This is a genomic window from Limosilactobacillus balticus, from assembly GCF_014145615.1.
Taxonomy (GTDB): domain Bacteria; phylum Bacillota; class Bacilli; order Lactobacillales; family Lactobacillaceae; genus Limosilactobacillus; species Limosilactobacillus balticus.
Map to the genome: position 1 here is coordinate 54088 of NZ_JACIVH010000065.1, position 23098 is coordinate 77185.

The following is a 23098-nucleotide window of genomic DNA, read 5'->3' on the forward strand; positions in this document are numbered from 1 at the left end:
CAAAAGTGTCTTAAATTTTCCTAACATGGTATTATTAAATAAAGTTAAAGGCCAAAGAGGTGATAGTCATGGTTATATTCTTAATCTGTATTTTAGCAGCAATAATTGTTATTGCTCTTTATTTAACGATCCATCGCGTATTTCTTAAGCGAGCAACGATGATGGTGCAGAAAAATGCTCAAGACGTTACTGATGCAGCGTTAAATACTAGCTTGAAAGAAATGTTGCATTGGAATAAAAATCTAGATTCTCAAATTGTTGCCGATGTTTGGGGAAAAGGCGTTCTTGCTTTTGAATACCATTTTGATTATAAAAAAGAAAATATTAATCTTGATGATTTCACACGTCAAAAACTAGCATCAGCCCTTGATGAATATGCAAAACGCCATCATTTAAAGATGGCTCCCAAGGCCCCTCAGCCGTTTATTATAACCGATTGGTGGAAATATGAAGGAATTTTGCATATCGATATTGCTTATTTGATAAATGAAGCAACTGTTGAGTACATTGAGGATTTAAAAAAATTAAACCAAATTAGTTAAAATGGTCGGGAGAAAGTGTAGATTTCTCTCGACCATTTTTTATAAAAATTAACTGATCATCACTGTATCTGCAGGTGCCTCAAATGGTTGATCTTTATTAATATGATCGTAAAATAGCACCCCATGCAAATGGTCAATTTCATGCTGACAAACAATTGCTGGATAATGCTTTAATCGTACCTTATGTGTTTCACCATTAACATCTTGATAACGTAGTGTAATCCGGTCATGTCGTGGTACATAGCCAGGCACGTCTTTATCAACTGAAAGACAACCTTCGCCTTCAGTAAGAGCACCATATTGAACCGATTCACTGACGATTACTGGATTAATAATAACGTCCTTAAATAAGGGCTTTTCATTCTCATCAGGTGCAGGGACAAGAACAGCGGCCATTTGCTTTGAAACACCAACTTGAGGGGCAGCAAGGCCAACCCCAGCTCGCAATTTGTACTTTTCACATAATTCAGGATCTTGACTTACTTCTAAGTATTGCATCATATCCTTAGCTAATTTTTGGTCTTCATCAGATAGGGGAAATGAGACCTTGGCAGCTCGTTTACGTAAAACGGGATTTCCATCACGGGTAATATCTTTCATTAAATACATTACTCACTATGCCTCCATATAAAAATTCAGTCATATTATAGTCTATCATAACTATTTAAAATTGCTAATGAATATGAGGGTAACAATAGTTAACTATAAATTTTGGAAAAAACGTATACTTTAATTGAATCATTTTAACAATTCTGTTTATCAAGTCCATGAAAGCGCTTGTATTATTTGGGCAATCGGTTATACTATAAATGTAGGTAAGCAATCGCTTACATGATGTTAATTGGATTTGGAAAGGAATGTTGAATATGGCCAATACCAAAGCTGTCAATTTTGCTGAGATTAAAGCCAATGAAGGGGTACCTTATGCAAAACCCGTACAAATTCTTGATAACGACGGAAACGTTGTTAACAAAGAATTAATGGCTAATTTCAGTGATGAATTATTAGTTGACTTAATGAAAAAAATGGTTTGGGAACGTGCCTTGCATGAACAAACAATGAGTTTCTCAAAGCAAGGTCGGTTAGGTTTTTATGCTCCAACTTGGGGTGAAGAAGCTTCTGAAATGGGAACCGCTGCTGCATTTAAGAAGCAAGACTTCCTATTTCCGGCATACCGTGATTTGCCACAATTAATTCAACATGGAGCAACCGTTGCTCAAATGTACTTATGGTCAAAGGGACACATCAAAGGTAATCTTTTTGATGCTCGTGCTCTTCGGCCACAAATCATTATTGGTGCTCAGATGGTCGAAATGGCTGGTGGCGCTCTTGGAATTAAGAAGAATGGCGAAAAGGACACTGTTGCCTATGCTTACACTGGTGAAGGTGGAAGCTCACAAGGGGATACTTATGAAGGAATGAATTTTGCTGGTGCGTTCCAAGCTCCTGGTGTGTTTATTATTCAAAATAATGGCTGGGCTATCTCATTCCCACGGAAACTCCAAACTGAAGCGCAAACAATTGCCCAAAAAGCTGTTGCTGCTGGTATTCCTGGCGTTCAAGTTGATGGGATGGATGTTCTTGCATGTTATGAAGTTGCAAAGGAAGCTCGTGAATTTGCTGCTGCTGGTAATGGACCAGTACTAATTGAAACATTAACATACCGGTTCGGTGCGCACAGTTCTGCTGGTGATGATCCTAGTCGTTACCGGACTGAGGATGAAACAAAGCCATGGTTTGATAAAGACCCATTGATTCGCCTTCGCAAGTACTTAACAAAGAAAGGGCTTTGGTCTGAAGAAGAAGAACAAAAGTACGCTGATGAATGTAAACAAAGCTTTAAAGAAGCAATGAAAGAAGCCGACTCAGTAGAGCCAGAAAAAGTTAGCGATATGTTGAAGCGGACGTTTGAAGTACCAACTCCAGATATTAAAGAACAAATTAAGAAGTACGAAGAAAAGGAGTCGAAGTAATCATGGCTAAAAAGACTTATATCAAAGCAATTACTGAAGGTATTGACATCGCTTTAGCCGAAGATCCTAAGACTTTAGTATTCGGTGAAGATGTTGGTAAAAACGGTGGTGTTTTCCGTGCCACTAATGGTCTTCAAGAAAAATACGGTGTTGATCGAGTATTTAGTACTCCGCTTGCCGAATCAGGTATTTTAGGAATGTCAATTGGTTTAGCAGCAACCGGCTGGCGTCCAGTCCCAGAAATTCAATTTATGGGTTTCACCTTTGAAGCAATGGATTCTATCGCTGCCCAAATGTCACGGATGCGTTTCCAATATAATGGAACTAAGCATGCGCCAATTACCATTCGGACTCCTTATGGTGGTGGTACTCATACTGCTGAATTGCACGGGGATGATCTTGAAAACTTCTTCGTTGGTATTCCAGGATTACGGGTTGTTGCACCAAGTTCTGCCTATGATGCTAAGGGATTAATTATTTCTGCAATTGAAAATAACGATCCAGTTCTTTTCCTTGAAAACCTTCGTCTCTATCGTTCAGTCAAAGGTGAAGTTCCTGATGATAAGTATACTGTTCCGTTGGATAAAGCAAATGTTGTTCAAGAAGGTACTGATGTTACAATTATCGCTTATGGTGGTGAAGTATCAGAAGCGCAAAAAGCTGCTAAGAAATTAGCTAAGGATAATATTTCTGCTGAGATTATCGACTTACGTTCTCTTTACCCGCTTGATACTGACACGATCTTTGAATCACTTAAGAAGACGCACCGAGTAGTTATTGTTCAAGAAGCGCAAAAGATGGCTGGTGTTGGTGCCCAAGTTGCATCAGCTATTTCAGAAGGCGCAATTATGTATCTTGATGCTCCTGTTACCCGGGTTGCTGCTCCTAACTCAGTATATCCATTCCCACAAGCTGAAAATGTTTGGCTTCCAGGTGCACGTGATATTGAGGACGCCGTACGAGAAGTAATTAATTACTAAAGTGCGGAATAGAAAGGGTGTTAATACGATATGGCATACATTTTTAGACTACCAGAAATGGGAGAAGGATTAACTGAAGGTGATGTTGCTTCTTGGCTCGTTAAAGAAGGAGGAGCAATTAAAGCTGATGATCCTTTAATTGAAATTCAAACTGACAAGTCAACTACGCAATTGGTATCTCCAGTTGATGGAACTATCAAAAAATTATTTGTAAAGGAAGACGACCACGTTGAAAAGGGCGACAAGCTCGCTGAAATTGATGATGGTAAGCCAGGTATTAGTACAAATGTCGAAAGTGACGACGATGATGAAACTGATACAGGTAGTGAGGAGGCTACTGAGAGTGAAGAATCCACTGCTCCAGCTACAGATTCCCCTTCAGAAGGTAATTCTTCAAAGGGTGGAGTGGCTCCCCTTGCAGAACCAAATAAGCTTGTAATGGCAATGCCTTCTGTTCGTCAATATGCCCGTGATAAAGGTGTTGATATCTCACTTGTCCAACCAAGTGGGAATCACGGTCAAGTTCTTAAAGAAGATATTGATAACTTTAATGGGTCAGCTGCTCCAGCTAAGGAAGAAAAGAGTACATCTACGTTAGCTAAGACTGCTCCTGTTGCGGCTAAGACAGCTGGTAATACCATCAAGCCATGGAATGCTGACCTTGAAGAACGTGAACCAATGTCTAACATGCGGAAGATCATCGCTAAGACTACTCGTGAATCAAAGGATATCTCACCACATGTTACGTCATTTGATGAAGTTGAAGTATCTGCTCTAATGGCTAGTCGCAAGAAGTACAAGGCAGTTGCTGCAGAACAAGATATTCATTTAACTTTCTTGCCATACATTATTAAGGCTTTAGTTGCCACATGTAAGAAGTTCCCAGAATTAAATGCTTCAATTGATGATTCTGCTCAAGAAATTGTTTACAAGCACTACTACAATGTTGGAATCCTTACTAACACTGACCACGGCCTCTATAATCCAAATATTAAGAATGCAGATTCTAAGAGTATGTTTGAGATTGCTAAGGAAATTACCGAAAATACTCAAGCAGCCTTTGACAACAAGCTAAGTCCAGAATCAATGGCTGGTCGGACTATCAGCATCAGTAATATTGGTTCAATTGGCGGTGGCTGGTTCACCCCTGTTATCAACCAACCAGATGTTGCAATTCTTGGTGTTGGTCGAATTGACAAGGAACCATACGTTAACGAAGATGGTGAAATTGTTGTTGGCCGAATGATGAAGTTATCATTGACTTACGATCACCGTTTAATTGATGGTGGACTTGCACAACATGCATTGAACTACATGAACAAGTTATTACATGATCCAGAATTATTGATGATGGAGGGTTAGATAATGGCTGATGTTGAACAAAAGGATACAGTAATTGTTGGTGGAGGTCCTGGTGGTTATGTAGCCGCTATTCGAGCTTCAGAATTAGGTCAAAAGGTTACCTTAATTGATAAGGGTGAACCAGGTTTAGGTGGTGTTTGTCTAAATATTGGATGTGTACCATCTAAAGCATTAATTGCTGCTGGTCACCGTTACCAAGAAACTTTAGATTCATCTATTTATGGTATTTCTAAGACTGATGCAAAGCTAGACTTTACTAAGACTCAAGAATGGAAGGACCATAAAGTTGTTGACCGGATGATTCGTGGAGTTAAGATGCTTTTAAAGAAGCATAAAGTTGAAGTTATTGATGGCGAGGCAATTCTCGATAATGACCATCAACTTCGTGTAATTAAGCCCGGTCCAAAGCAATTCATGGATAATGATAATGGTCGGACTATCGCGTGGAAGAATTTGATTCTTGCAACAGGAAGTCGTCCAGTAGAAATTCCCCATTTTAAGTTTGAAGGACGTGTTATTGATTCAACTGGTGGCTTAAACCTCAAGGAAGTACCAGCAGAATTAGTTGTAATTGGTGGTGGCTACATTGGTACAGAATTAGCTGGTGCCTATGCCGATCTTGGTGCTCATGTAACGATTATTGAAGGTACTGATTCAATTCTTGGTGGATTTGACCATGATATGGTTGATATTGTTGTCAAGAATCTTGAAAAGAAGGGCGTAGACATTGTAACTAAGGCAATGGCTAAAGATTCTCAGCAAGATGAAAATAGTGTTACTGTCACTTATGAAGTCGATGGCAGTGAAAAGAGCATTAAAGCAGACTACTGCATGGTATCTGTTGGCCGTAAACCAAATACTGATGATTTTGGGCTTGATATGACAAATGTTAAGTTAAACGACCGTCATCAAGTAATTGTTGATGAACAAGGTCGGACGAATGTACCTGGTATTTGGGCTATTGGAGATATTGTTCCTGGTCCTGCTCTTGCTCACAAGGCATTCTTTGAAGCTAAGACTGCCGCTGGTGCAATTGCTGGTAAAAATACTGCTAACGATTGGGTTGGAGTACCAATGGTTTGCTTTGCTGATCCGGAATTAGCTCAAGTTGGTATGACGGTTGAAGAAGCTAAAGATAAAGAAATTGATGTATCTACTGCTCAATTCCCATTTGCTGGTAATGCTCGTGCCGTTTCTCTTGATGCTGCGGAAGGGTTTATTCGCTTAATCTATACTAAAGATAAGAAGAATGTTATTGGTGCTCAAGGTGTTGGTCCTGGTGTTAGTGACCTTGCTGGTGAACTTTCATTGATTGTCAACTGTGGAATGAATGTTGAAGACGTTGCTTTAACAATTCATCCACACCCAACATTGAATGAACCTGTTCAAGAAGCTGCAGACATTGCGCTTGGCTTCCCAACACATATTTAAATTTTAATAAATTAGAAAAGTTCTTAGTGATGAATGACTCAATTTTGAGAGCACTAAGAACTTTTTCTATTTGGATTCTTTTAGGCCTTTTATTCCTAAATTTCCGTTTGGATTGTATAATACAAGTAGGAAATGAATGGAGGGACAAAAAATGAATTCACAAAACTATAGTTATCCGCTTGATCCATCATGGACAACTAAAGAGATGGAAACAGTAATTGCTATGTTTAGGGCAGTTGAAGATGCTTATGAAGTTGGGATTGACAGGGATAAAATCCTAGATTGTTATCGTGCTTTTAAGCAAGTCGTTCCCTCGAAGGCTGAAGAGAAACAATTAGGGCGCGAATTTGAAAAGAATTCTGGCTATGTTCTCTACCGTGTTGTCAAAGCAGCACAAGAATCAACAGATAAACGAATTAAGATGGTTGGGTAAAAATGATTAGTATTGAAGAGTTAGACCAAAAAGTACAACAAATAATTCGTCAAGCAGGTCAAAATGCATACCAGAAAATGGAAAATGATTACCAAATCGATACTAAGACGAATTATACTGACCTTGTAACGACGATTGACCGGGAGAATGAACAATTAATAAATGATCAACTGCGCAAAATTGATCCTGATAGTCAAATCTTAAGTGAAGAAGGATTTGGCGACCAGCAAATAAGCAATATGCAAGGACATGTTTGGATTGTTGATCCGATTGATGGAACGATGAATTTTGTTAAGCAGCATAATAATTTTGCTGTTATGTTGGCATTATACGTTGATGGTCAACCAACGCTTGGTTATATTTTAGATGTAATTAATAATCGTCTTTACCATGGTCGAAGAAACGCTGGTGTTTATGTTAACAACCAAAAAATTATTCAACCAGCTGATTTAGGCTTACGAGAAAGTTTATTAGCGATGAATCGGACATTAACTTTAAGTGGCGATTCAGCATTAAAGGAAATCGCTCAAGACGCAATTGGCTTAAGGATGTATGGAAGTGCTGGTATTGAGATGATTGGTGTGATCACTGGTCAATTAGGTGGATATATCTCGAATTTAAAGCCATGGGACCTTGCTGCTGGGCGAATGTTAGCAGAAGAATTAGGCTTAGTTGTGAAATCAATTGACGGTAGTTCTATTAATGTGTTATCATCTAATCTTGTATTAGTAGCAACGAGGCAGGTTAGTCGAGATATTCGACAAATCATCAATTAGTTGTCGAGGCTGTGACCGCGATGTCACAGTTTTTTTATGAAATTGGCTATTGATAGGCCGCTGCTGTTCGACTTAAAAATGATATGACGAAAGGGAGAATCAAGTTTTGAAAACTCGTGACGACATTCGTAACATTGCGATTATTGCCCACGTTGACCACGGTAAAACTACCTTAGTTAACGAAATGTTGAAGCAATCAGATACTTTACCAGAACACTTCTCAATTGAAGATCGTGCGATGGATACTAACGCTATTGAGCGTGAACGTGGTATTACTATTCTTTCAAAAAATACTGCTGTTAAATATGACAATCACCAAATTAACATCTTGGATACACCAGGACACGCGGACTTCGGTGGTGAAGTTGAACGTGTTATGAAGATGGTTGATGGTGTATTGCTTGTTGTGGATGCTTTCGAAGGGACAATGCCTCAGACACGGTTTGTTCTTAAGAAGGCTCTTGAACAACACTTAACACCAATTGTTGTGATTAACAAGGTTGACCGTAAAGGTGCTCGTCCTGAAGAAGTTGTTGATGAAGTTCTTGACCTCTTTATTGAATTGGGCGCTGATGAAGATCAACTTGACTTCCCAGTTGTTTACACTTCAGCAATGAATGGTACTTCAAGTTACGATTCAGATGTTTCTACTCAAGAACACACAATGAAGCCATTGTTTGATACTATTATCAAGACAATTCCTGCTCCAGTAGATAACGCTGATGAACCACTCCAATTCCAAGTTGCTATCTTGGATTATAATGACTTCGTTGGTCGTATTGGTATTGGTCGTGTCTTCCGTGGTAAGATTAAGGTCGGCGATAATGTTACCTTAATGAAGCTTGATGGCTCAAAGAAGAATTTCCGGGTTACTAAGCTTTTTGGTTTCTTCGGTTTGAAGCGATTGGAAATTAATGAAGCTAAAGCTGGTGACTTGATTGCGGTTTCTGGAATGGAAGATATTAATGTTGGGGAAACTGTAACAGATCCAGAACACCCCGAAGCAATCACTCCATTACGGATTGATCCACCTACATTGCAGATGACTTTCCGGACCAATGATTCTCCATTTGCTGGTCGTGAAGGTAAATTTGTTACTGCCCGTCAGCTTGAAGATCGTTTGAAGCGTGAAATGCAAACTGATGTGTCCTTAAAGGTTGAAGATACTGATGATCCAGGTGCATGGACCGTTTCAGGCCGTGGGGAATTACACCTTTCTATCTTGATCGAAACTTTACGTCGTGAAGGATATGAATTATCTGTATCACGTCCACAAGTTATTTACCGTGAAATTGATGGAGTAATGAGTGAACCATTTGAAGAAGTTCAAATTGATACTCCAGATGAATATACTGGGGCAGTTATTGATAGCCTTTCTAAACGTAAGGGTGAAATGAAGAACATGGAACCAGGCGAAAATGGTCAAACTCGCCTTATCTTCTTGGCACCATCACGTGGTCTGATTGGATACTCAACTGAATTTATGACTATGACTCGTGGTTATGGAATTATGAGTCATACCTTTGAAAAGTACGCTCCAGTTATCAAGAACTGGAATCCTGGTCGTCAAAAGGGTACTCTTGTATCAATGAATGCTGGTAAGGCTACTACTTACGCAATGATGGGTATCGAAAGTCGTGGTCAATTATTGATTGATCCAGGTACGGAAGTTTACGAAGGTATGATCGTGGGTGAGAACAGTCGTGAAAATGATATTACTGTTAACATCACCAAGGGTAAGAACTTAACTAACGTTCGTGCTGCTGGTTCTGATGAAATGGCTCACATTAAGACACCTACCCACTTCTCCCTTGAAGAATCACTCGAATTCTTAAATGAAGATGAATACTGTGAAGTAACTCCAGAAAACATCCGTTTACGGAAGAAGACTCTTAACACAAATGCTCGTGAAAAGGAAGCTAAGCGTCGTCGTGCTGCTTCACGGAAGTAAATATTTAAAAAAGCTTGGGAGGCTAACTGGCTTTCCGAGCTTTTTTTTGTTGTATAATAATGATTGTATTTTGTTTTTAGGTAGGTGCACTTTGTGAAGAAAAAGAAATTAAGATTCCGTAAGATTCGTTCTGTATGGAATAACGTCCGCTACCTTGATTATTATATTTTAGTTCCTTATCTTGCTTTATGCTTAGTAGGAATTGTAATGGTCTATTCAGCGAGTGCTTCAATTGAAATGCAAAATGGTGGAACCCCATTAGGTTATTTAATAAAACAAACAATCTATGTTGTAATGGGAGTTGCAGTAATGGCATTTATGGCAAATTATCCTTTGCGACATTATCGAACGCCAAGGTTTTTGCGGGATTCAACATTGGCGGTTGGTGCTTTACTTGTCATTGTTTTAGTCTTTAGCCGAGCTGTTAACGGAGCTAAAGGTTGGATATCTTTAGGTTTCTTTAATATTCAACCGGTGGAAATTTGTAAGCTATATTTTATCTTATATTTAGCTGATCGAATGGCTAAAATTAGGCAACGGGGACAACATTTTACCACTGATGCTAAAGGTCCTTGGCTCATAATTGTGGTTTTTCTCGGATTGATTATGATTCAACCAGATATTGGAGGAATGGCGATTAATGGAGCAATTATTGCAATTATGCTGTTAGCGGCTGACTATAAATGGGGCGTTGGTTTGGGGATAATTCTTGTTTTACCAGCGCTTGGCTATCTTGGGTTGGAACGACTTGTTGAAAGTGGTTTGCTCCAAGGCGGTGGCTACCAAGTTGCGCGTTTTGTTGCTTTTCTAAATCCTTTTGGAAATGCTAGTGGTTCAGGAAGCCAACTGGTTAATTCCTATTATGCAATTAGTAATGGCGGTGTATTTGGGGTAGGACTTGGAAATAGTATCCAGAAAATGGGGTATTTGCCAGAACCCAATACCGACTTTATTATGTCAATTACTAGTGAAGAGTTGGGTCTAGTTGGGGTAACGGCAATTTTAGTTACTTTACTCTTTTTGATTTGTCGTATTATTCAAGTTGGGGTTCGTGCAGATAGTTTATATCAAACGCTAATCTGTTATGGCTCAGCAACATTCTTTACAATTGAAACACTCTTTAATATTGGTGGTGTTCTAGGACTCTTACCGATTACGGGAGTTACCTTCCCATTTATTAGTTATGGGGGATCGAGTATGTTGATTCTTTCTGCGACGGTAGGTATTATAATGAATATTAGTATGCAGCAAAATCGGGATCGCTTAGTTATGGGAAAACCGTTTGTTCCTGAAGCAGGAGGCGTAAAGAATGTTTAAACTAATTCCACGCCGTTCCCTGATAATTTACATTAATAACAATCGAGTGATTCGAGCTCTTCGTCATTATGGTCAGATTGATTACATTTCCCGACGAATGCATTATGTGGTAATGTATGTAGACCAAAGTGATGTCGAAAAAGTAAAAGAGAAGATAAGTCGATTACGCGCAGTAAAAAAGGTTGAATTATCAGCTCGGCCAGATTTAGATCCGACGTTAGCTGATCTTGAATTAACGGGGGTCTATCAATTACATGATGAGGATGATAAAAAATGAGAATTGTTGCAGGTGATTTTGGTGGGCGCAAACTTAGTGCTGTTCCAGGAATGGCGACCCGTCCTACAACTGATAAAGTTAAGGAAGCGTTATTTAATATAATTGGTCCTTACTTTAATGGCGGTACTAGTCTAGATCTATTTGCGGGAAGCGGTGGATTAAGTATTGAAGCTGTATCACGCGGCATCAGTCAGGCGGTTTTAGTCGATCGTCAATATCAAGCAATCAAAACAATTAAGAAGAATATTGATGTTACAAAACATAGCGAACAATTTAAGGTTTATAAAATGGATGCTCACAAAGCATTGAATTTGTTCGCAAAAGATAAAATGAAATTTAACTTGGTCTTTTTAGATCCGCCCTATGCTAAACAGCAAATTGTTAATGATGTTGAGCAAATGGTTAAAAATAATTTGCTAGCTAAAGATGCAATAATTGTGGCGGAAACAGATCAGAATGCAAAATTACCAACAGATTTAGCTGATTTTAACTTTATTCGCCGTCAAGAATATGGAATTACGGTTTTAACAATTTATCAATATGAAGGAGAATCAAAATAATGAAAGTTGCAGTTTTTCCTGGATCATTTGACCCATTAACACTTGGACATTTAGATTTAATTAAACGAGGAAGTGCATTATTTGACCAATTAGCAGTAGCGGTAATGACTAATGAAAGTAAAAATCCGCTGTTTACTGTTGAAGAACGAGTAGCGCAAATTAAAGAAGCTGTTAGCGGGCTAGATAATGTTTCAGTTATTACAACAGAAGGCTTAACTGTTGATCTAATGAACCGCATTGGTGCAGATTATTTAATGCGTGGTTTGCGCAATACTACTGATTTTCAATATGAACGCGATATTGCGGCAATGAATAATTTCTTGGATGATCAGTGCGAGACCGTCTTTTTCCTTGCTAAGCCTGAATATCAGCACTTATCTAGTAGTTTACTGAAAGAAGTAACATCGGCTGGGGGAGATATCTCAGCTTATCTTCCCGCTAATATTAATGAAGCACTAAAAAAGCGTTTAATGGAACGAGAAATGTTACGGGTTAAGAAAGATAATGAAAAAGCAAGATAATGTAATATTAAGGCGAATAGGGATTGTTTTAGGGCTTGTCCTCTTACTGGGCTGCTTTTTATTCTGGCCCCTAAATTCCTATATTGAAAGTCCGGGAACGGCAGCTGATTTGCAGTCTTTTGTTAAAATAAAAGGACATCCTGACCGATATAAGGGGAGTTTTATGTTGACATCGGTGGCGATTCAACGTGCCCATCCTGCAACTTATTTATATGCCAAAATGATGCCCTATATGTCAATTGAAAGTGCTGAGGATGTAACTGGTGGTCAAAATAGTGCAACTTATGACCGCGTCCAAAAGTTTTATATGGATAGTTCGATTAATGAAGCAATTGCAGTTGCTTACAATGCCGCTCATCAAAAAGTGACGCGACGCTATCTAGGAATTTATGTATTGCAAGTTCAGCCTAATTCTAAATTTAAACATGATATTCATGTTGGAGACACGATTACCAAAGTAGATGGCCATCACTTTAATACTGCTCAAGGCTTTCAAAAATATATTGGTGCTAAAAAAGTTGGCACTCCGTTAGCAGTTACTTATACTCGAGATGGGAAAACTAAAACTGTTACTCATCCGCTTGTTAAAATTGCCAATACTAATAAGCCAGGAATTGGGATCATTCTTACTAACAATATGCAAGTTAAGACTAAGGTTCCAGTAAAGGTTGATGCTGGTCAATATGGTGGGCCATCTGGCGGCTTAATGTTCAGTTTACAAATATATCAACAAATTAGTGGAAAAGATTTGCAACGGGGACGTAAAATCGCCGGAACTGGAACAATAAATTCAGACGGAACCGTTGGCGAAATTGGTGGAATTGACAAGAAAGTAATCGCTGCGCACCGTGCGGGAGCCACTATTTTCTTTGCCCCTTATATAAAACCAACGAAAGAGATTCTTAAGTATGAAGAAGGTCATCTGACTAATTATCAAATGGCTAAAAAAGCAGCTAAGAAATATGCACCGGGAATGAAGGTTGTCCCTGTCACTTCCTTTGACGAAGCAGTGAAATATTTACAAACGCATAAGTAAATTGAAAAGCAAGAGGCAAAATGAAGGCCTCTTGCTTTTTTTAATGCAAAATTGATTTTTTTACGTATTTATATTTATAGGGAGGTGAGAAACATGCAGCAATTATCAGAATTATGGATAAAATATCGAGTACAAGTGCTGATGATAGTGATTGCTGCAGCGGTTGGGGGATATTGGATACTTAATAAAAACAATAACGATGCTTTAATTTCAAATACCAATGCTGTTTTAACAAGTAGCGAAACAGGAAGCAGTCTAACTTCTACCACTACAATGAAAGGAACCGTTGCAATTGATATAAAGGGTGCCGTAAAAATACCAGGTGTTTATGAGTTGAAAGCAGATGAGCGTGTCAACGAAGCACTAAAAGCGGCAGGAGGATCACTACCCAATGCAGACTTGCGCCAGGTGAATCTTGCTAAACAATTAACAGATCAGCAAATGATCTATATTCCGTTTCAAGGCGAAACTCCGACAGCTCCTAGTAGTACAGAACCGTCAGTAGCTAATAATGAAAGTGGGAGTGATGGTTCTGCAAAAATAAATTTAAATACTGCTACCAAAGAACAACTATGTCAAATTACTGGAATTGGCGATAAAAAAGCGGATTTGATATTACAATACCGACAAGAACACGGTCAATTTAAGAGTGTTGATGAACTTAAAGAAATAAATGGCTTTGGCGAAAAAACTGTTGCTAAACTAAAAGATCATCTATCTATCTAGTTTTTATTTTTTTGATGAAGATATTTGCTATACTATATTTCGAATATAGAGGAGTGAAATAATATGAAATCGAGAATTGATTGGGACCAATATTTTATGATTCAGGCAGCCTTATTGGCGTCGCGAAGTACCTGTAACCGCCTTTCAGTAGGTGCAGTTTTAGTTCGTGATAAACGGATAATTGCTGGTGGATACAATGGATCAGTTGCTGGCGATGCACATTGTATTGATGAAGGCTGTTATTTACGTGACGGACATTGTGTGCGAACTATTCATGCAGAAATGAATGCTCTATTGCAGTGTGCTAAGTTTGGTATCTCTGCTGATGGGGCAAGTATTTATGTAACGGATTTTCCTTGCTTACAATGTACCAAAAGTTTATTGCAGACTGGAATTAAGGAGATAAATTATATCCGTAATTATCACAATGATGATTATGCAATGAAATTACTTAAATTAAAAAATATTGCGCTTCATCAGATTAAACTAGATAGTGATATTTTAGAAGAGGTCGATCTGGACCAATATATTAATCCAGATCAAAAATAGATTATTCAACACTTTTGGTTTTTCCCTGCGATAATTGCAAGTTTAGTAGCAGTTAGTTTTTTTAGTTCATATTGGTTGATTTTTCTTTTAATTGCTTTATTTTATCGAATTGCTATATTAAAAAGGCCAGTAGTACTTGGAGTTGGAGTGCTGACATGTTTATTGATGGTGATTTTGTGTTACGGTTTACAAAAAAATTGGGCAACGATTACGGCAAATAAGCAAATGGAAGTTACTAAAAGAATATTAGTTTACCCTGACGAATTAAAGTTTAATGGAAATTTTATGACAGGAACTGCAGTTGATATTCAAACCGGACAACGTGAAACAATAACGATGTCGTTTAAGTCACCCCAGATGCTAAAAAATATTGATAAGCTTACAACACCATCGATATGGTTTATTAAGGGGCAGTTAAAACCGATTATTCCCCGTACAAATGAAAATCAATTTGATAACTTAACTTATAACCACCATCGTCGGATTTGTAATCAAGTTCAAATTAACCAGATAGGGCAAATAGCTAGGCAAAAAAGAGGAATGATTGGCTGGTGTCATACATTAAGAAAACAACTCAGCCTCTACTTTGAAACCTTACCGACTCCTCTTAGTGCATATTGCCAACAATTAATAATTGGTAGTAGCAATGACGATTCCGGCGAATTAATGGTAAGTATCAAAAGGCTTGGTCTGCTTCACCTTTTTTGTATTTCAGGAATGCATATTGTTCTTTTTACTGATTTATTCCGGCGATTGTTAGTTTATTTGTGGTGGCGTAAAGAATCAATTGATTTATTTTTAATTATCATTTTACCGTTTTATCTTATTATTGGTGGTGGAGCAACAAGCTTAATAAGAGCAACCATTATGGCTGAACTTGGTCTTCTTCATCGATATTTAAATTTAGACCGTCTCGATGGGTGGGCACTGAGCTTATTAATTGGATTAGTTATTGACCCGTTGCTATTGCTTACATTAGGCGGTCAATTAAGCTATTTACTTTCTTTTATTCTTCAAGTTCTTCCAGAATCAGTACGCGGTTTTAAGCAGTCTTTATTATTGAATTTAATTAGTTTACCTTCCTTATTGAGCTATGTATATGAGGTTCATCTTCTGAGCTTTGGGGTTAGTTATTTAATAATTCCACTGTTTTCTACAGTTGTTTTTCCGGCGGTCTTGGTTGGAGCGCTTAGTTTTAGACTTATTGCGTCACTAACCTATCTAATTAATACTGGGTTAAAATGCTTTCAATATATTTTAAATTGGTTATCTGATTTTCCCGGAATGATTCATTTTGGGAAGCCACCATTAATTTTGGCCTTTCTATTATTTGCTGCATCGTTACTTGTCATTTCTCAAGATACATCTTTAAAATCATGGAAAATATTAGCCCTATTGTATGTAATTACTGGGGGGATAATTCATTTTCCGTTTAATGGTGAGGTTACTTTTGTTGATATTGGGCAGGGAGATTCAATAATTATTAGAGAACCTTTTAATCGACGAGTAACAATGATTGACACAGGAGGAAAATTAAATTTTAAAAAGCCAAATTGGGCGATTTCAAAGCACTCTCAAGATGATGCTCAACGAATAACCATTAATTATTTGAAAAGTAAAGGTATCAGGCGGATTGATAATATTTGTTTAACTCATCATGATGCAGATCATATCGGCTATTTAACAACAATTTTGGATAATATAGCGGTGAAAAGACTGATTGTACCAGCAGGGATGGAAAAACAACCAGCACTTCTTAATAAAGTAAGGACTGCTGAAAAGTCATCGCCAGCGATAGTTCCGGTGACTGATGATGTTAGGTTGCCGTCATTTCCATTACAAATTTTACATCCTTTTGTTCCAGGAGAGGGGAAAAATGAAGATTCTTTAGTGTTAGCTGGGACATTTGGCGGAAAAAGATTTCTGTTTACTGGAGATTTAGATCAGGAAAATGAAGAAAAGATTGTTCGAAAGTATTCACAACTAAAAATAGATATCTTAAAAGCTGGGCATCATGGCAGTAAAACTGCTAGTAGTTATTCATTTTTACAGACAATTGCTCCTAAGTATGCGATAATTTCAGCTGGAAGATTTAATAGGTACCATCATCCTGATGAAATAACGATAAGGAATTTTCAAAAATTAAATATTAATTACTTATCAACGCAACAATTTGGGATGATACAATATGTATACCATGGTCAAAATGGAAAAATAAAAACAACCTTGAGGGGAGATGAGACAAGTTGGACATTGCCCAATTATCTACACAATTAAAAACTAAAACCCCAGCAATGGTATATTTAATTTTAGGAAAACAACAGGTTCTTCAACAACAGGCAATTGATGCCTTTACAAGCCTTATTCCAGAAAATGAACAGGTCATGAATGTTGGTCGATATGATATGGAAGCCACACCATTGGCAGTTGCTTTGGATGATGCGATGGCGACTCCATTTTTTGGTGAGCGACGATTAGTTATTATCAATAAACCGTTTTTCTTAACTGGTGAAAAAAAACATTCAAAAGTTGAACATGATTTGGACAGCTTAAAAAAGTACCTTGAACACCCAGAACCGTCTACAATTTTAATTTTTGCGGCCCCTTATGAAAAGCTTGATGGACGAAAAGGGATTGTAAAACAATTAAAGAAGACAGCGGTTTTAGTTGATGCTAGTCCACTTGATGAACCAGCAGCTCGTCAAAGAGTGAGGACTCAACTGTCAACTGCTGGTTTTGAAATATCAGAAGCCGCTTTGGATGAGTTGGTTCAACGAACTAATGCGGATTATGGGATGATGGATGCAAGCTTAACTAAATTAAAGATTTTAGCTTATCATGAAAAAAAGATTGATCAAAACATGGTAGCCGCTCTAGTTCCACAATCGTTAGATGAAAATGTCTTTGATTTAGTCACTGCGGTTCTTAAGCATAATCAAATAAAAGCCTTAGATCTCTATCAACAGCTACTAGCAGGCCAACAGCCACCGTTAAGGATTAATGCGGTGCTAGTAGGCCAGTTTCGGCTGCTGATTCAAATAAAAGTATTAAGCAAACGCGGCCTTACGCAAGGGAGTCTTGCAAGTCAGCTTAATGTCCATCCTTATCGGATTAAATTAGGATTAAAAACTGTGCGTGATTTTTCGATGCAGGCGTTGGAGAATGCCTATTTGGGGTTGATTCGTATTGAACAATCTTTGAAAACAACCCAACGCGATCCATCACTTTTGTTTCAGTTATTTATGTTGCAGTATTCTCAGCAGAGCAAAAAAGCAGGAGCGTGAGATACACAAAAAGAGGATAAGAAAATTTGCTTTCTTATCCTCTTTTTGTGAAAAGTTAAAAATAAAAAAGCAACTAAATTAATAGTTGCTTTTTTATTACTTAGCGTAACGTGCTGAGAGACGTGACTTGTCACGTGCAGCCTTGTTAGCCTTGATAAGGCCCTTAGAGTGGGCACGGTCAATTGCTGAGATAGCAGCCTTGTACAAGTCGTCAAGGTTATCTGCGCCAGCAAGCTTTGCCTTATCGAACTTCTTAATAGCAGTCCGCATTTGGCTTAATTGTGAAGCGTTACGTGCTTCAGCTTTTTCACTAGTACGAACACGTTCAATTGCTGATTTGATAATTGGCATGAGTTTCACCTCCGTTACCCGATTTTCAGTTGACCAGAATTTTCAACATTTGTCATTATACAAAAGACTAGCGAGCAATGCAATAGCTAACGACGATCAAGTCAAAATTTCACAGAAATAGTTGCAACATTGATAAATTTTATGTATATTTATATAGGTTACTTCAAGCGAGTAATTTAATTGCCTCTTCTCAGTTTAGCGATCCTCACCGACGTTATACTTAGATCTTAGGCGCATTAATATTGAAAGGTGGGAAAATAGCATGGCTATTTCAAAAGAACGTAAAGATCAAATTATTAAGGAATTCGCAACTCACGAAGGAGATACTGGTTCTACTCAAGTTCAAGTTGCTGTTTTAACTGCTGACATCAACGAATTGAACGATCACCTTCGTACACACAAGCACGATTACCATTCACAACGTGGTTTAATGAAGAAGATTGGTCACCGTCGTAACTTATTAGCTTACTTACGTCGGACTGATTTACCTGCTTACCGTGAACTTATCCAAAAGTTAGGTTTACGTCGGTAATATTTTACTATCAAAGCACTTTGCCTTTTATATGGAGGCAAGGTGTTTTTTGTTTTTACTCCATTATTTCCACTGATTGTGGTAAGATATTTATAACTATAATGAACGATATAAAATTCTTATCGCTACACATTGTAATCGATAAGGGGTTCAAAACTAAATATTAAAGGAGCCAAATCAATGGATAATAATATTAAAATTATTCCTTTTGGTGGTGTACGCGAAAATGGTAAAAATATGTACGCCGTTGAGTTTGAAGATCAAATCTTCATTTTGGATACTGGGTTAAAGTATCCTGAGAATGAATTAATGGGAATTGATGTTGTCATTCCTGACTGGGAATATCTTCGTGAACATAAGGACAAGATAGTCGGGGTATTCTTAACACATGGACATGCAGATTCGATTGGGGCACTCCCATATTTCTTGATGGACTTTAATGTCCCGGTATTTGGAAGCGAGATGACGATTGCCTTAGCAAAGTTGGCAGTTAAAAACCATAAGGAAGTTAAGAAGTTCAATGATTTCCATGTTGTGGACGCTTCAACAGCAATTGATTTTAATGATGTTACAGTTTCGTTCTTCCAGACAACCCATACTATTCCTGAAACTTTAGGGGTTGTTTTAGAAACCAAAGCAGGAAATATTGTTTATACCGGTGATTTTAAATTCGATCAAACAGCTAAAAAAGGCTATCAAACAGACCTTGCTCGCTTAGCAGAGATTGGATCACAAGGTGTATTAGCGCTTTTAAGTGATTCTGCTGGTGCCGGAATTACAGGTGCGTCTGCTCGTGAGCAAGATATTGGAGATTACATTAAAGAAACCTTTAAATACCAAAACGGCCGGATTATTGTTGCTAGTGTAGCTTCAAATATTATGCGTGTACAGCAGATTATCAATGCTGCTGTTGCTGTTGGTCGTAAGATTGTTTTATCTGGTAAAGATATTGAACAAATTATTGATACAGCGATGTCTTTGGGGAAGTTACACTTGCCAGATGACTTATTTATTAGTCGTAAGGAAGCAGAAAAACTCGAACCAAACCAAGTTGTTATTCTGGAAACTGGTAAAATGGGTGAACCGATTAAGTCATTACAGCAAATCGCAAACGGTGATAATCCTAATTTACAGTTAACAAGTACTGATCTTGTCTTTGTTACTACTACTCCTTCTTATGCTCAGGAGACTGAGGTACAAAAGACAAAGGATATGATTTATCGTACGGGAGCAGAGGTTAAGTTTATTTCTGATGATTTGAATCCTTCTGGGCATGCTAATCAAAATGATGAACAGTTAATGTTGAACTTTATGAAGCCTAAGTTCTTTATTCCGATTCAAGGTGAATATCGTTTGTTAGATCGTCATGCGGAATTAGCAGAAGAAGTAGGGGTTCCAAAAGAAAATATTTTCCTCGTTAATAAGGGGGATGTTCTAACTTACAAAAATGGTAAATTCCATGTTGGTGAACATATTGATGTAAGTAATACTATGATTGACGGTACAGGTGTCGGTGATATCGGCAATATTGTTTTGCGAGATCGACGTGTCCTGTCAGAGGATGGGATTTTTGTTGTGGTGGCAACTATCGATCGAAAAAAGAAAAAGATCGTTGCTCGACCACAAATTACGTCACGAGGATTCGTATTTGTAAAGACTAACCGTCAACTAATGCAACAGAGTGCTGACTTAGTTGAAAAGATTGTTCAAGAAAACCTAGATCAAAAAGAATTTGATTGGAGTCACTTGAAACAAGATGTTCGCGATAAATTAAACCGGTTCTTGTTTGATCAAACTAAACGGCATCCAGTTATTTTGCCAGTTATTATGGAGATTAATCAGCATCAAAAGAAGATTAAAAACAATGCTGAGAAAAAGGAAGGAAAATCTGCAAAACCACGTTCGACTAAAGAACATCATCGTGGTCGTGGCAAAAAAAGAATGACAAAAGAAAAGAAGTAGCTGTTTAATATAGGTAATGTAAAGGGGAGGCTGGGAGAAAACTTTCGTTTTTCTCCCAGCCTCTGTTGTTTAACGAATAATTGGATAAGGTAATGAAATAAAAAGGGTGATAATAATGAATGAGACCCAACAAGATCAATATCTCCAGGCCCAAAAATTAATTGCTGAAGAAAAGTGGCAAGAAGCTAGTGATATTCTGGAAGATCTTATAAGCGAGGTTGATGATTCAGAAATTGGTCGATTGACGATTGTTGCTTTGTATCATTCTCAACAATATACAAGGGCATGTACTTACTTGTTTGAATATTTAGAAGTAATGTTTGACAGCTTATCGGATGCTCAAATTGCCATTAAAATTCTGTGTCAAAACGAATTATTTGTTTTAGCAAGACAGGTAATTAGTAGTCTTTCGCAATGGCAGGAAGATTTGCTAACAATTGTTACAATAGGTGAGGGAAAATCTCGTCAAGAGTACCAAGAGACATTACAAACACGGTTGCGAGACTTTTACCATTTAGGAGATTATCCTCTTGAAGAGCAGCAAAGTAGGCTGCAAGCAGCTTTTAAGCTTCCTTTAAATGAATTTATTACAGGCGCTAAATTCTTGCTTCGTGACCCTTACACTCATCCGTTAGTCAAGTCTAGTTTGGTTGAACTGCTTAGTAAGTTACAAGTTGTAGATCCAGTTACTGTTTATTGGCTAGATAAGAAAGAATATATAGTTGTACCAGCTGATATTCAGCCTTTAAATTCATTGCCAATCGTTAGCGAAGGTAAGAGATTAATTACAGAAAAGTGTGGAAATCAAAACCCACAGACCGAAAAAATGGCAATTCAAGAATTTCAATTACAGGTAATGTTTTTGTATCCGCGAATTAATCAGATTATTAAAGATGTTGATGAGTGGACAAATGTTTTAATTACTAGAATAGAAGGAAAGAAAGTCGCAATAGATACAGTTTCTAGTATGTGGCAGGAACGACTAGGTAAGCAGATTGACGAATTAATAGAAAAACATTAGTCAAATACATTTACAAATGAACAGATAGTTGATATTATATTTAAGAATTCTTCTTCAGAGCCTAAGATTAAAGCTTTCAATTGGCGAAAAGAAGTTGTACAATATGTATAAGGGTATGTCAGTCGTCGAATTAGATGATCTGGCATTATACTTGTAAATTATCAGGAGGTTTTCATTAATGGCTGAAAAAGAACATTATGAACGTACAAAACCCCACGTTAACATTGGTACTATTGGCCACGTTGACCACGGGAAGACTACTTTAACTGCTGCTATTACAAAGGTATTGGCAGCCAAAGGTTTAGCAAAGGCAGAAGATTACGCTGATATCGATGCTGCTCCAGAAGAAAAGGAACGTGGTATCACTATCAACACTGCCCACGTTGAATACGAAACTGAAAAGCGTCACTACGCACACATCGATGCCCCTGGACACGCTGACTACGTTAAGAACATGATCACTGGTGCTGCACAAATGGATGGTGCTATCCTTGTTGTTGCTGCTACTGATGGTCCTATGCCACAAACTCGTGAACACATTCTTCTTGCTCGTCAGGTTGGTGTTCAATACATCGTTGTCTTCTTAAACAAGACTGACTTAGTTGACGATGACGAATTAGTTGACTTAGTTGAAATGGAAGTTCGTGACTTACTTAGCGAATACGATTTCCCTGGTGACGATATTCCAGTTGTTCGTGGATCTGCTCTTAAGGCACTTGAAGGTGACCCAGAACAAGAAAAAGTTATCCTTCACTTAATGGATGTTATTGATGATTACATCCCAACTCCAAAGCGTCCTACTGACAAGCCATTCATGATGCCTGTCGAAGACGTATTTACTATCACTGGTCGTGGTACTGTTGCTTCTGGTCGTATTGACCGTGGTACTGTTAAGGTCGGTGACGAAGTTGAAATCGTTGGTTTAACTGAAGACGTTCTTAAGTCAACCGTTACTGGTTTGGAAATGTTCCACAAGACTCTTGATCTTGGTGAAGCTGGGGATAACGTTGGTGTACTTCTTCGTGGTATTTCACACGACCAAATCCAACGTGGTCAAGTTTTGGCTGAACCAGGTTCAATCCAAACTCACAAGAACTTCAAGGGTGAAGTTTACGTTATGACTAAGGAAGAAGGGGGACGTCACACTCCATTCTTCTCAAACTACCGTCCACAATTCTACTTCCACACAACTGATGTTACTGGTACTATCGAATTACCAGATGGTGTAGAAATGGTTATGCCTGGTGATAACGTTACATTCACTGTTAACTTACAAAAGCCAGTTGCTCTTGAAAAGGGTCTTAAGTTCACTATTCGTGAAGGTGGACACACTGTTGGTGCCGGTGTTGTATCCGACATCTTAGACTAATTTTTGAGTACAGATGTGCTAAAAGACTTGGGGAAACCCAAGTCTTTTTTCTTTAACAAAAATATTTGAAAATAACTTGGGGATCAGCCGTCAATAAGTTGCAATTACTGGTCTCCTACGGTAAACTAATATAGTATGTAAAGAC

General features: G+C 37.9%; 23 protein-coding genes. 21 read left to right on the forward strand and 2 right to left on the reverse strand.

Annotation, left to right across the window (positions count from 1 at the left end; genetic code table 11):
- Window positions 1–68 precede the first annotated feature (68 nt).
- Window positions 69–542: a hypothetical protein gene (locus H5S10_RS05690; RefSeq protein WP_182589032.1), complete on the forward strand. Its 474-nt coding sequence runs from the start codon at window positions 69–71 to the stop codon at window positions 540–542.
- A gap of 48 nt (window positions 543–590) precedes the next feature.
- Here the strand turns inward: H5S10_RS05690 and def are convergent, their stop codons facing one another.
- On the reverse strand, window positions 591–1151 hold the full coding sequence (def, locus tag H5S10_RS05695; protein ID WP_134988805.1) for a peptide deformylase: 561 nt from the start codon (window positions 1149–1151) through the stop codon (window positions 591–593).
- A gap of 257 nt (window positions 1152–1408) precedes the next feature.
- Here def and pdhA point away from each other — a divergent pair, with 257 nt between their 5' ends.
- From pdhA to holA, 16 genes are all read left to right on the forward strand, one after another.
- The gene (gene pdhA / locus H5S10_RS05700) at window positions 1409–2515 is read left to right on the forward strand and encodes a pyruvate dehydrogenase (acetyl-transferring) E1 component subunit alpha (RefSeq protein WP_094537176.1); all 1107 of its coding nucleotides are present in this window, start codon (window positions 1409–1411) and stop codon (window positions 2513–2515) included.
- A gap of 2 nt (window positions 2516–2517) precedes the next feature.
- Window positions 2518–3495: an alpha-ketoacid dehydrogenase subunit beta gene (locus tag H5S10_RS05705; RefSeq protein ID WP_134988807.1), complete on the forward strand. Its 978-nt coding sequence runs from the start codon at window positions 2518–2520 to the stop codon at window positions 3493–3495.
- A 30-nt stretch (window positions 3496–3525) separates the two neighbouring features.
- The gene (locus H5S10_RS05710; protein ID WP_182589033.1) at window positions 3526–4857 is read left to right on the forward strand and encodes a 2-oxo acid dehydrogenase subunit E2; all 1332 of its coding nucleotides are present in this window, start codon (window positions 3526–3528) and stop codon (window positions 4855–4857) included.
- 3 nt (window positions 4858–4860) lie between these two features.
- A complete protein-coding gene (lpdA, locus tag H5S10_RS05715; RefSeq protein WP_182589034.1) occupies window positions 4861–6288 on the forward strand; it encodes a dihydrolipoyl dehydrogenase in 1428 nt (475 codons plus the stop codon).
- Window positions 6289–6439: 151 nt separating this feature from the next.
- Window positions 6440–6721, forward strand: a complete 282-nt coding sequence (locus tag H5S10_RS05720; RefSeq protein ID WP_182586124.1) for a UPF0223 family protein — start codon at window positions 6440–6442, stop codon at window positions 6719–6721.
- Window positions 6722–6723: 2 nt separating this feature from the next.
- Window positions 6724–7497: an inositol monophosphatase family protein gene (locus tag H5S10_RS05725; RefSeq protein WP_182586123.1), complete on the forward strand. Its 774-nt coding sequence runs from the start codon at window positions 6724–6726 to the stop codon at window positions 7495–7497.
- A gap of 106 nt (window positions 7498–7603) precedes the next feature.
- Window positions 7604–9448 carry a translational GTPase TypA gene (typA, locus tag H5S10_RS05730; protein ID WP_019252617.1) on the forward strand — a complete coding sequence of 615 codons (1845 nt, stop codon included), beginning with the start codon at window positions 7604–7606 and terminating at the stop codon, window positions 9446–9448.
- Window positions 9449–9541: 93 nt separating this feature from the next.
- Window positions 9542–10765 (forward strand): FtsW/RodA/SpoVE family cell cycle protein, encoded by a 1224-nt coding sequence (locus H5S10_RS05735; RefSeq protein ID WP_182589035.1) that lies wholly within the window; start codon window positions 9542–9544, stop codon window positions 10763–10765.
- The gene (locus H5S10_RS05740) at window positions 10758–11042 is read left to right on the forward strand and encodes a YlbG family protein (RefSeq protein WP_134988813.1); all 285 of its coding nucleotides are present in this window, start codon (window positions 10758–10760) and stop codon (window positions 11040–11042) included. The genes H5S10_RS05735 and H5S10_RS05740 overlap by 8 nt, the downstream gene beginning before the upstream one ends.
- On the forward strand, window positions 11039–11602 hold the full coding sequence (gene rsmD, locus H5S10_RS05745; protein ID WP_182586121.1) for a 16S rRNA (guanine(966)-N(2))-methyltransferase RsmD: 564 nt from the start codon (window positions 11039–11041) through the stop codon (window positions 11600–11602). Before H5S10_RS05740 ends, rsmD begins: the two co-directional genes overlap by 4 nt.
- The gene (coaD, locus tag H5S10_RS05750) at window positions 11602–12123 is read left to right on the forward strand and encodes a pantetheine-phosphate adenylyltransferase (RefSeq protein ID WP_003668252.1); all 522 of its coding nucleotides are present in this window, start codon (window positions 11602–11604) and stop codon (window positions 12121–12123) included. Before rsmD ends, coaD begins: the two co-directional genes overlap by 1 nt.
- Complete coding sequence (locus H5S10_RS05755; protein ID WP_182586120.1) at window positions 12107–13159, forward strand: SepM family pheromone-processing serine protease; 1053 nt, start codon at window positions 12107–12109, stop codon at window positions 13157–13159. Before coaD ends, H5S10_RS05755 begins: the two co-directional genes overlap by 17 nt.
- Before the next feature lie 93 nt (window positions 13160–13252).
- On the forward strand, window positions 13253–13885 hold the full coding sequence (locus H5S10_RS05760; protein WP_182589036.1) for a helix-hairpin-helix domain-containing protein: 633 nt from the start codon (window positions 13253–13255) through the stop codon (window positions 13883–13885).
- Between the two features lie 63 nt (window positions 13886–13948).
- Window positions 13949–14434, forward strand: a complete 486-nt coding sequence (locus H5S10_RS05765; protein ID WP_182586118.1) for a ComE operon protein 2 — start codon at window positions 13949–13951, stop codon at window positions 14432–14434.
- A 165-nt stretch (window positions 14435–14599) separates the two neighbouring features.
- Window positions 14600–16711, forward strand: a complete 2112-nt coding sequence (locus H5S10_RS05770; RefSeq protein WP_182589065.1) for a DNA internalization-related competence protein ComEC/Rec2 — start codon at window positions 14600–14602, stop codon at window positions 16709–16711.
- Window positions 16681–17718, forward strand: a complete 1038-nt coding sequence (gene holA / locus H5S10_RS05775; RefSeq protein WP_182589037.1) for a DNA polymerase III subunit delta — start codon at window positions 16681–16683, stop codon at window positions 17716–17718. The genes H5S10_RS05770 and holA overlap by 31 nt, the downstream gene beginning before the upstream one ends.
- Before the next feature lie 96 nt (window positions 17719–17814).
- Here the strand turns inward: holA and rpsT are convergent, their stop codons facing one another.
- Window positions 17815–18069 carry a 30S ribosomal protein S20 gene (gene rpsT / locus H5S10_RS05780; RefSeq protein WP_003666832.1) on the reverse strand — a complete coding sequence of 85 codons (255 nt, stop codon included), beginning with the start codon at window positions 18067–18069 and terminating at the stop codon, window positions 17815–17817.
- Window positions 18070–18331: 262 nt separating this feature from the next.
- Between rpsT and rpsO the strand changes: the two genes are divergently transcribed.
- The 4 genes from rpsO to tuf all read left to right on the forward strand — a co-directional run bounded on the left by rpsO (window position 18332) and on the right by tuf (window position 22953).
- On the forward strand, window positions 18332–18601 hold the full coding sequence (rpsO, locus tag H5S10_RS05785; RefSeq protein WP_003666833.1) for a 30S ribosomal protein S15: 270 nt from the start codon (window positions 18332–18334) through the stop codon (window positions 18599–18601).
- A gap of 180 nt (window positions 18602–18781) precedes the next feature.
- Window positions 18782–20563 (forward strand): ribonuclease J, encoded by a 1782-nt coding sequence (locus H5S10_RS05790; RefSeq protein ID WP_182589038.1) that lies wholly within the window; start codon window positions 18782–18784, stop codon window positions 20561–20563.
- A 115-nt stretch (window positions 20564–20678) separates the two neighbouring features.
- Complete coding sequence (locus tag H5S10_RS05795; protein WP_182589039.1) at window positions 20679–21584, forward strand: hypothetical protein; 906 nt, start codon at window positions 20679–20681, stop codon at window positions 21582–21584.
- 178 nt (window positions 21585–21762) lie between these two features.
- Window positions 21763–22953, forward strand: coding sequence for an elongation factor Tu (gene tuf / locus H5S10_RS05800; RefSeq protein WP_134988821.1), 1191 nt, complete (start codon window positions 21763–21765; stop codon window positions 22951–22953).
- The last annotated feature ends 145 nt before the right edge of the window (window positions 22954–23098 follow it).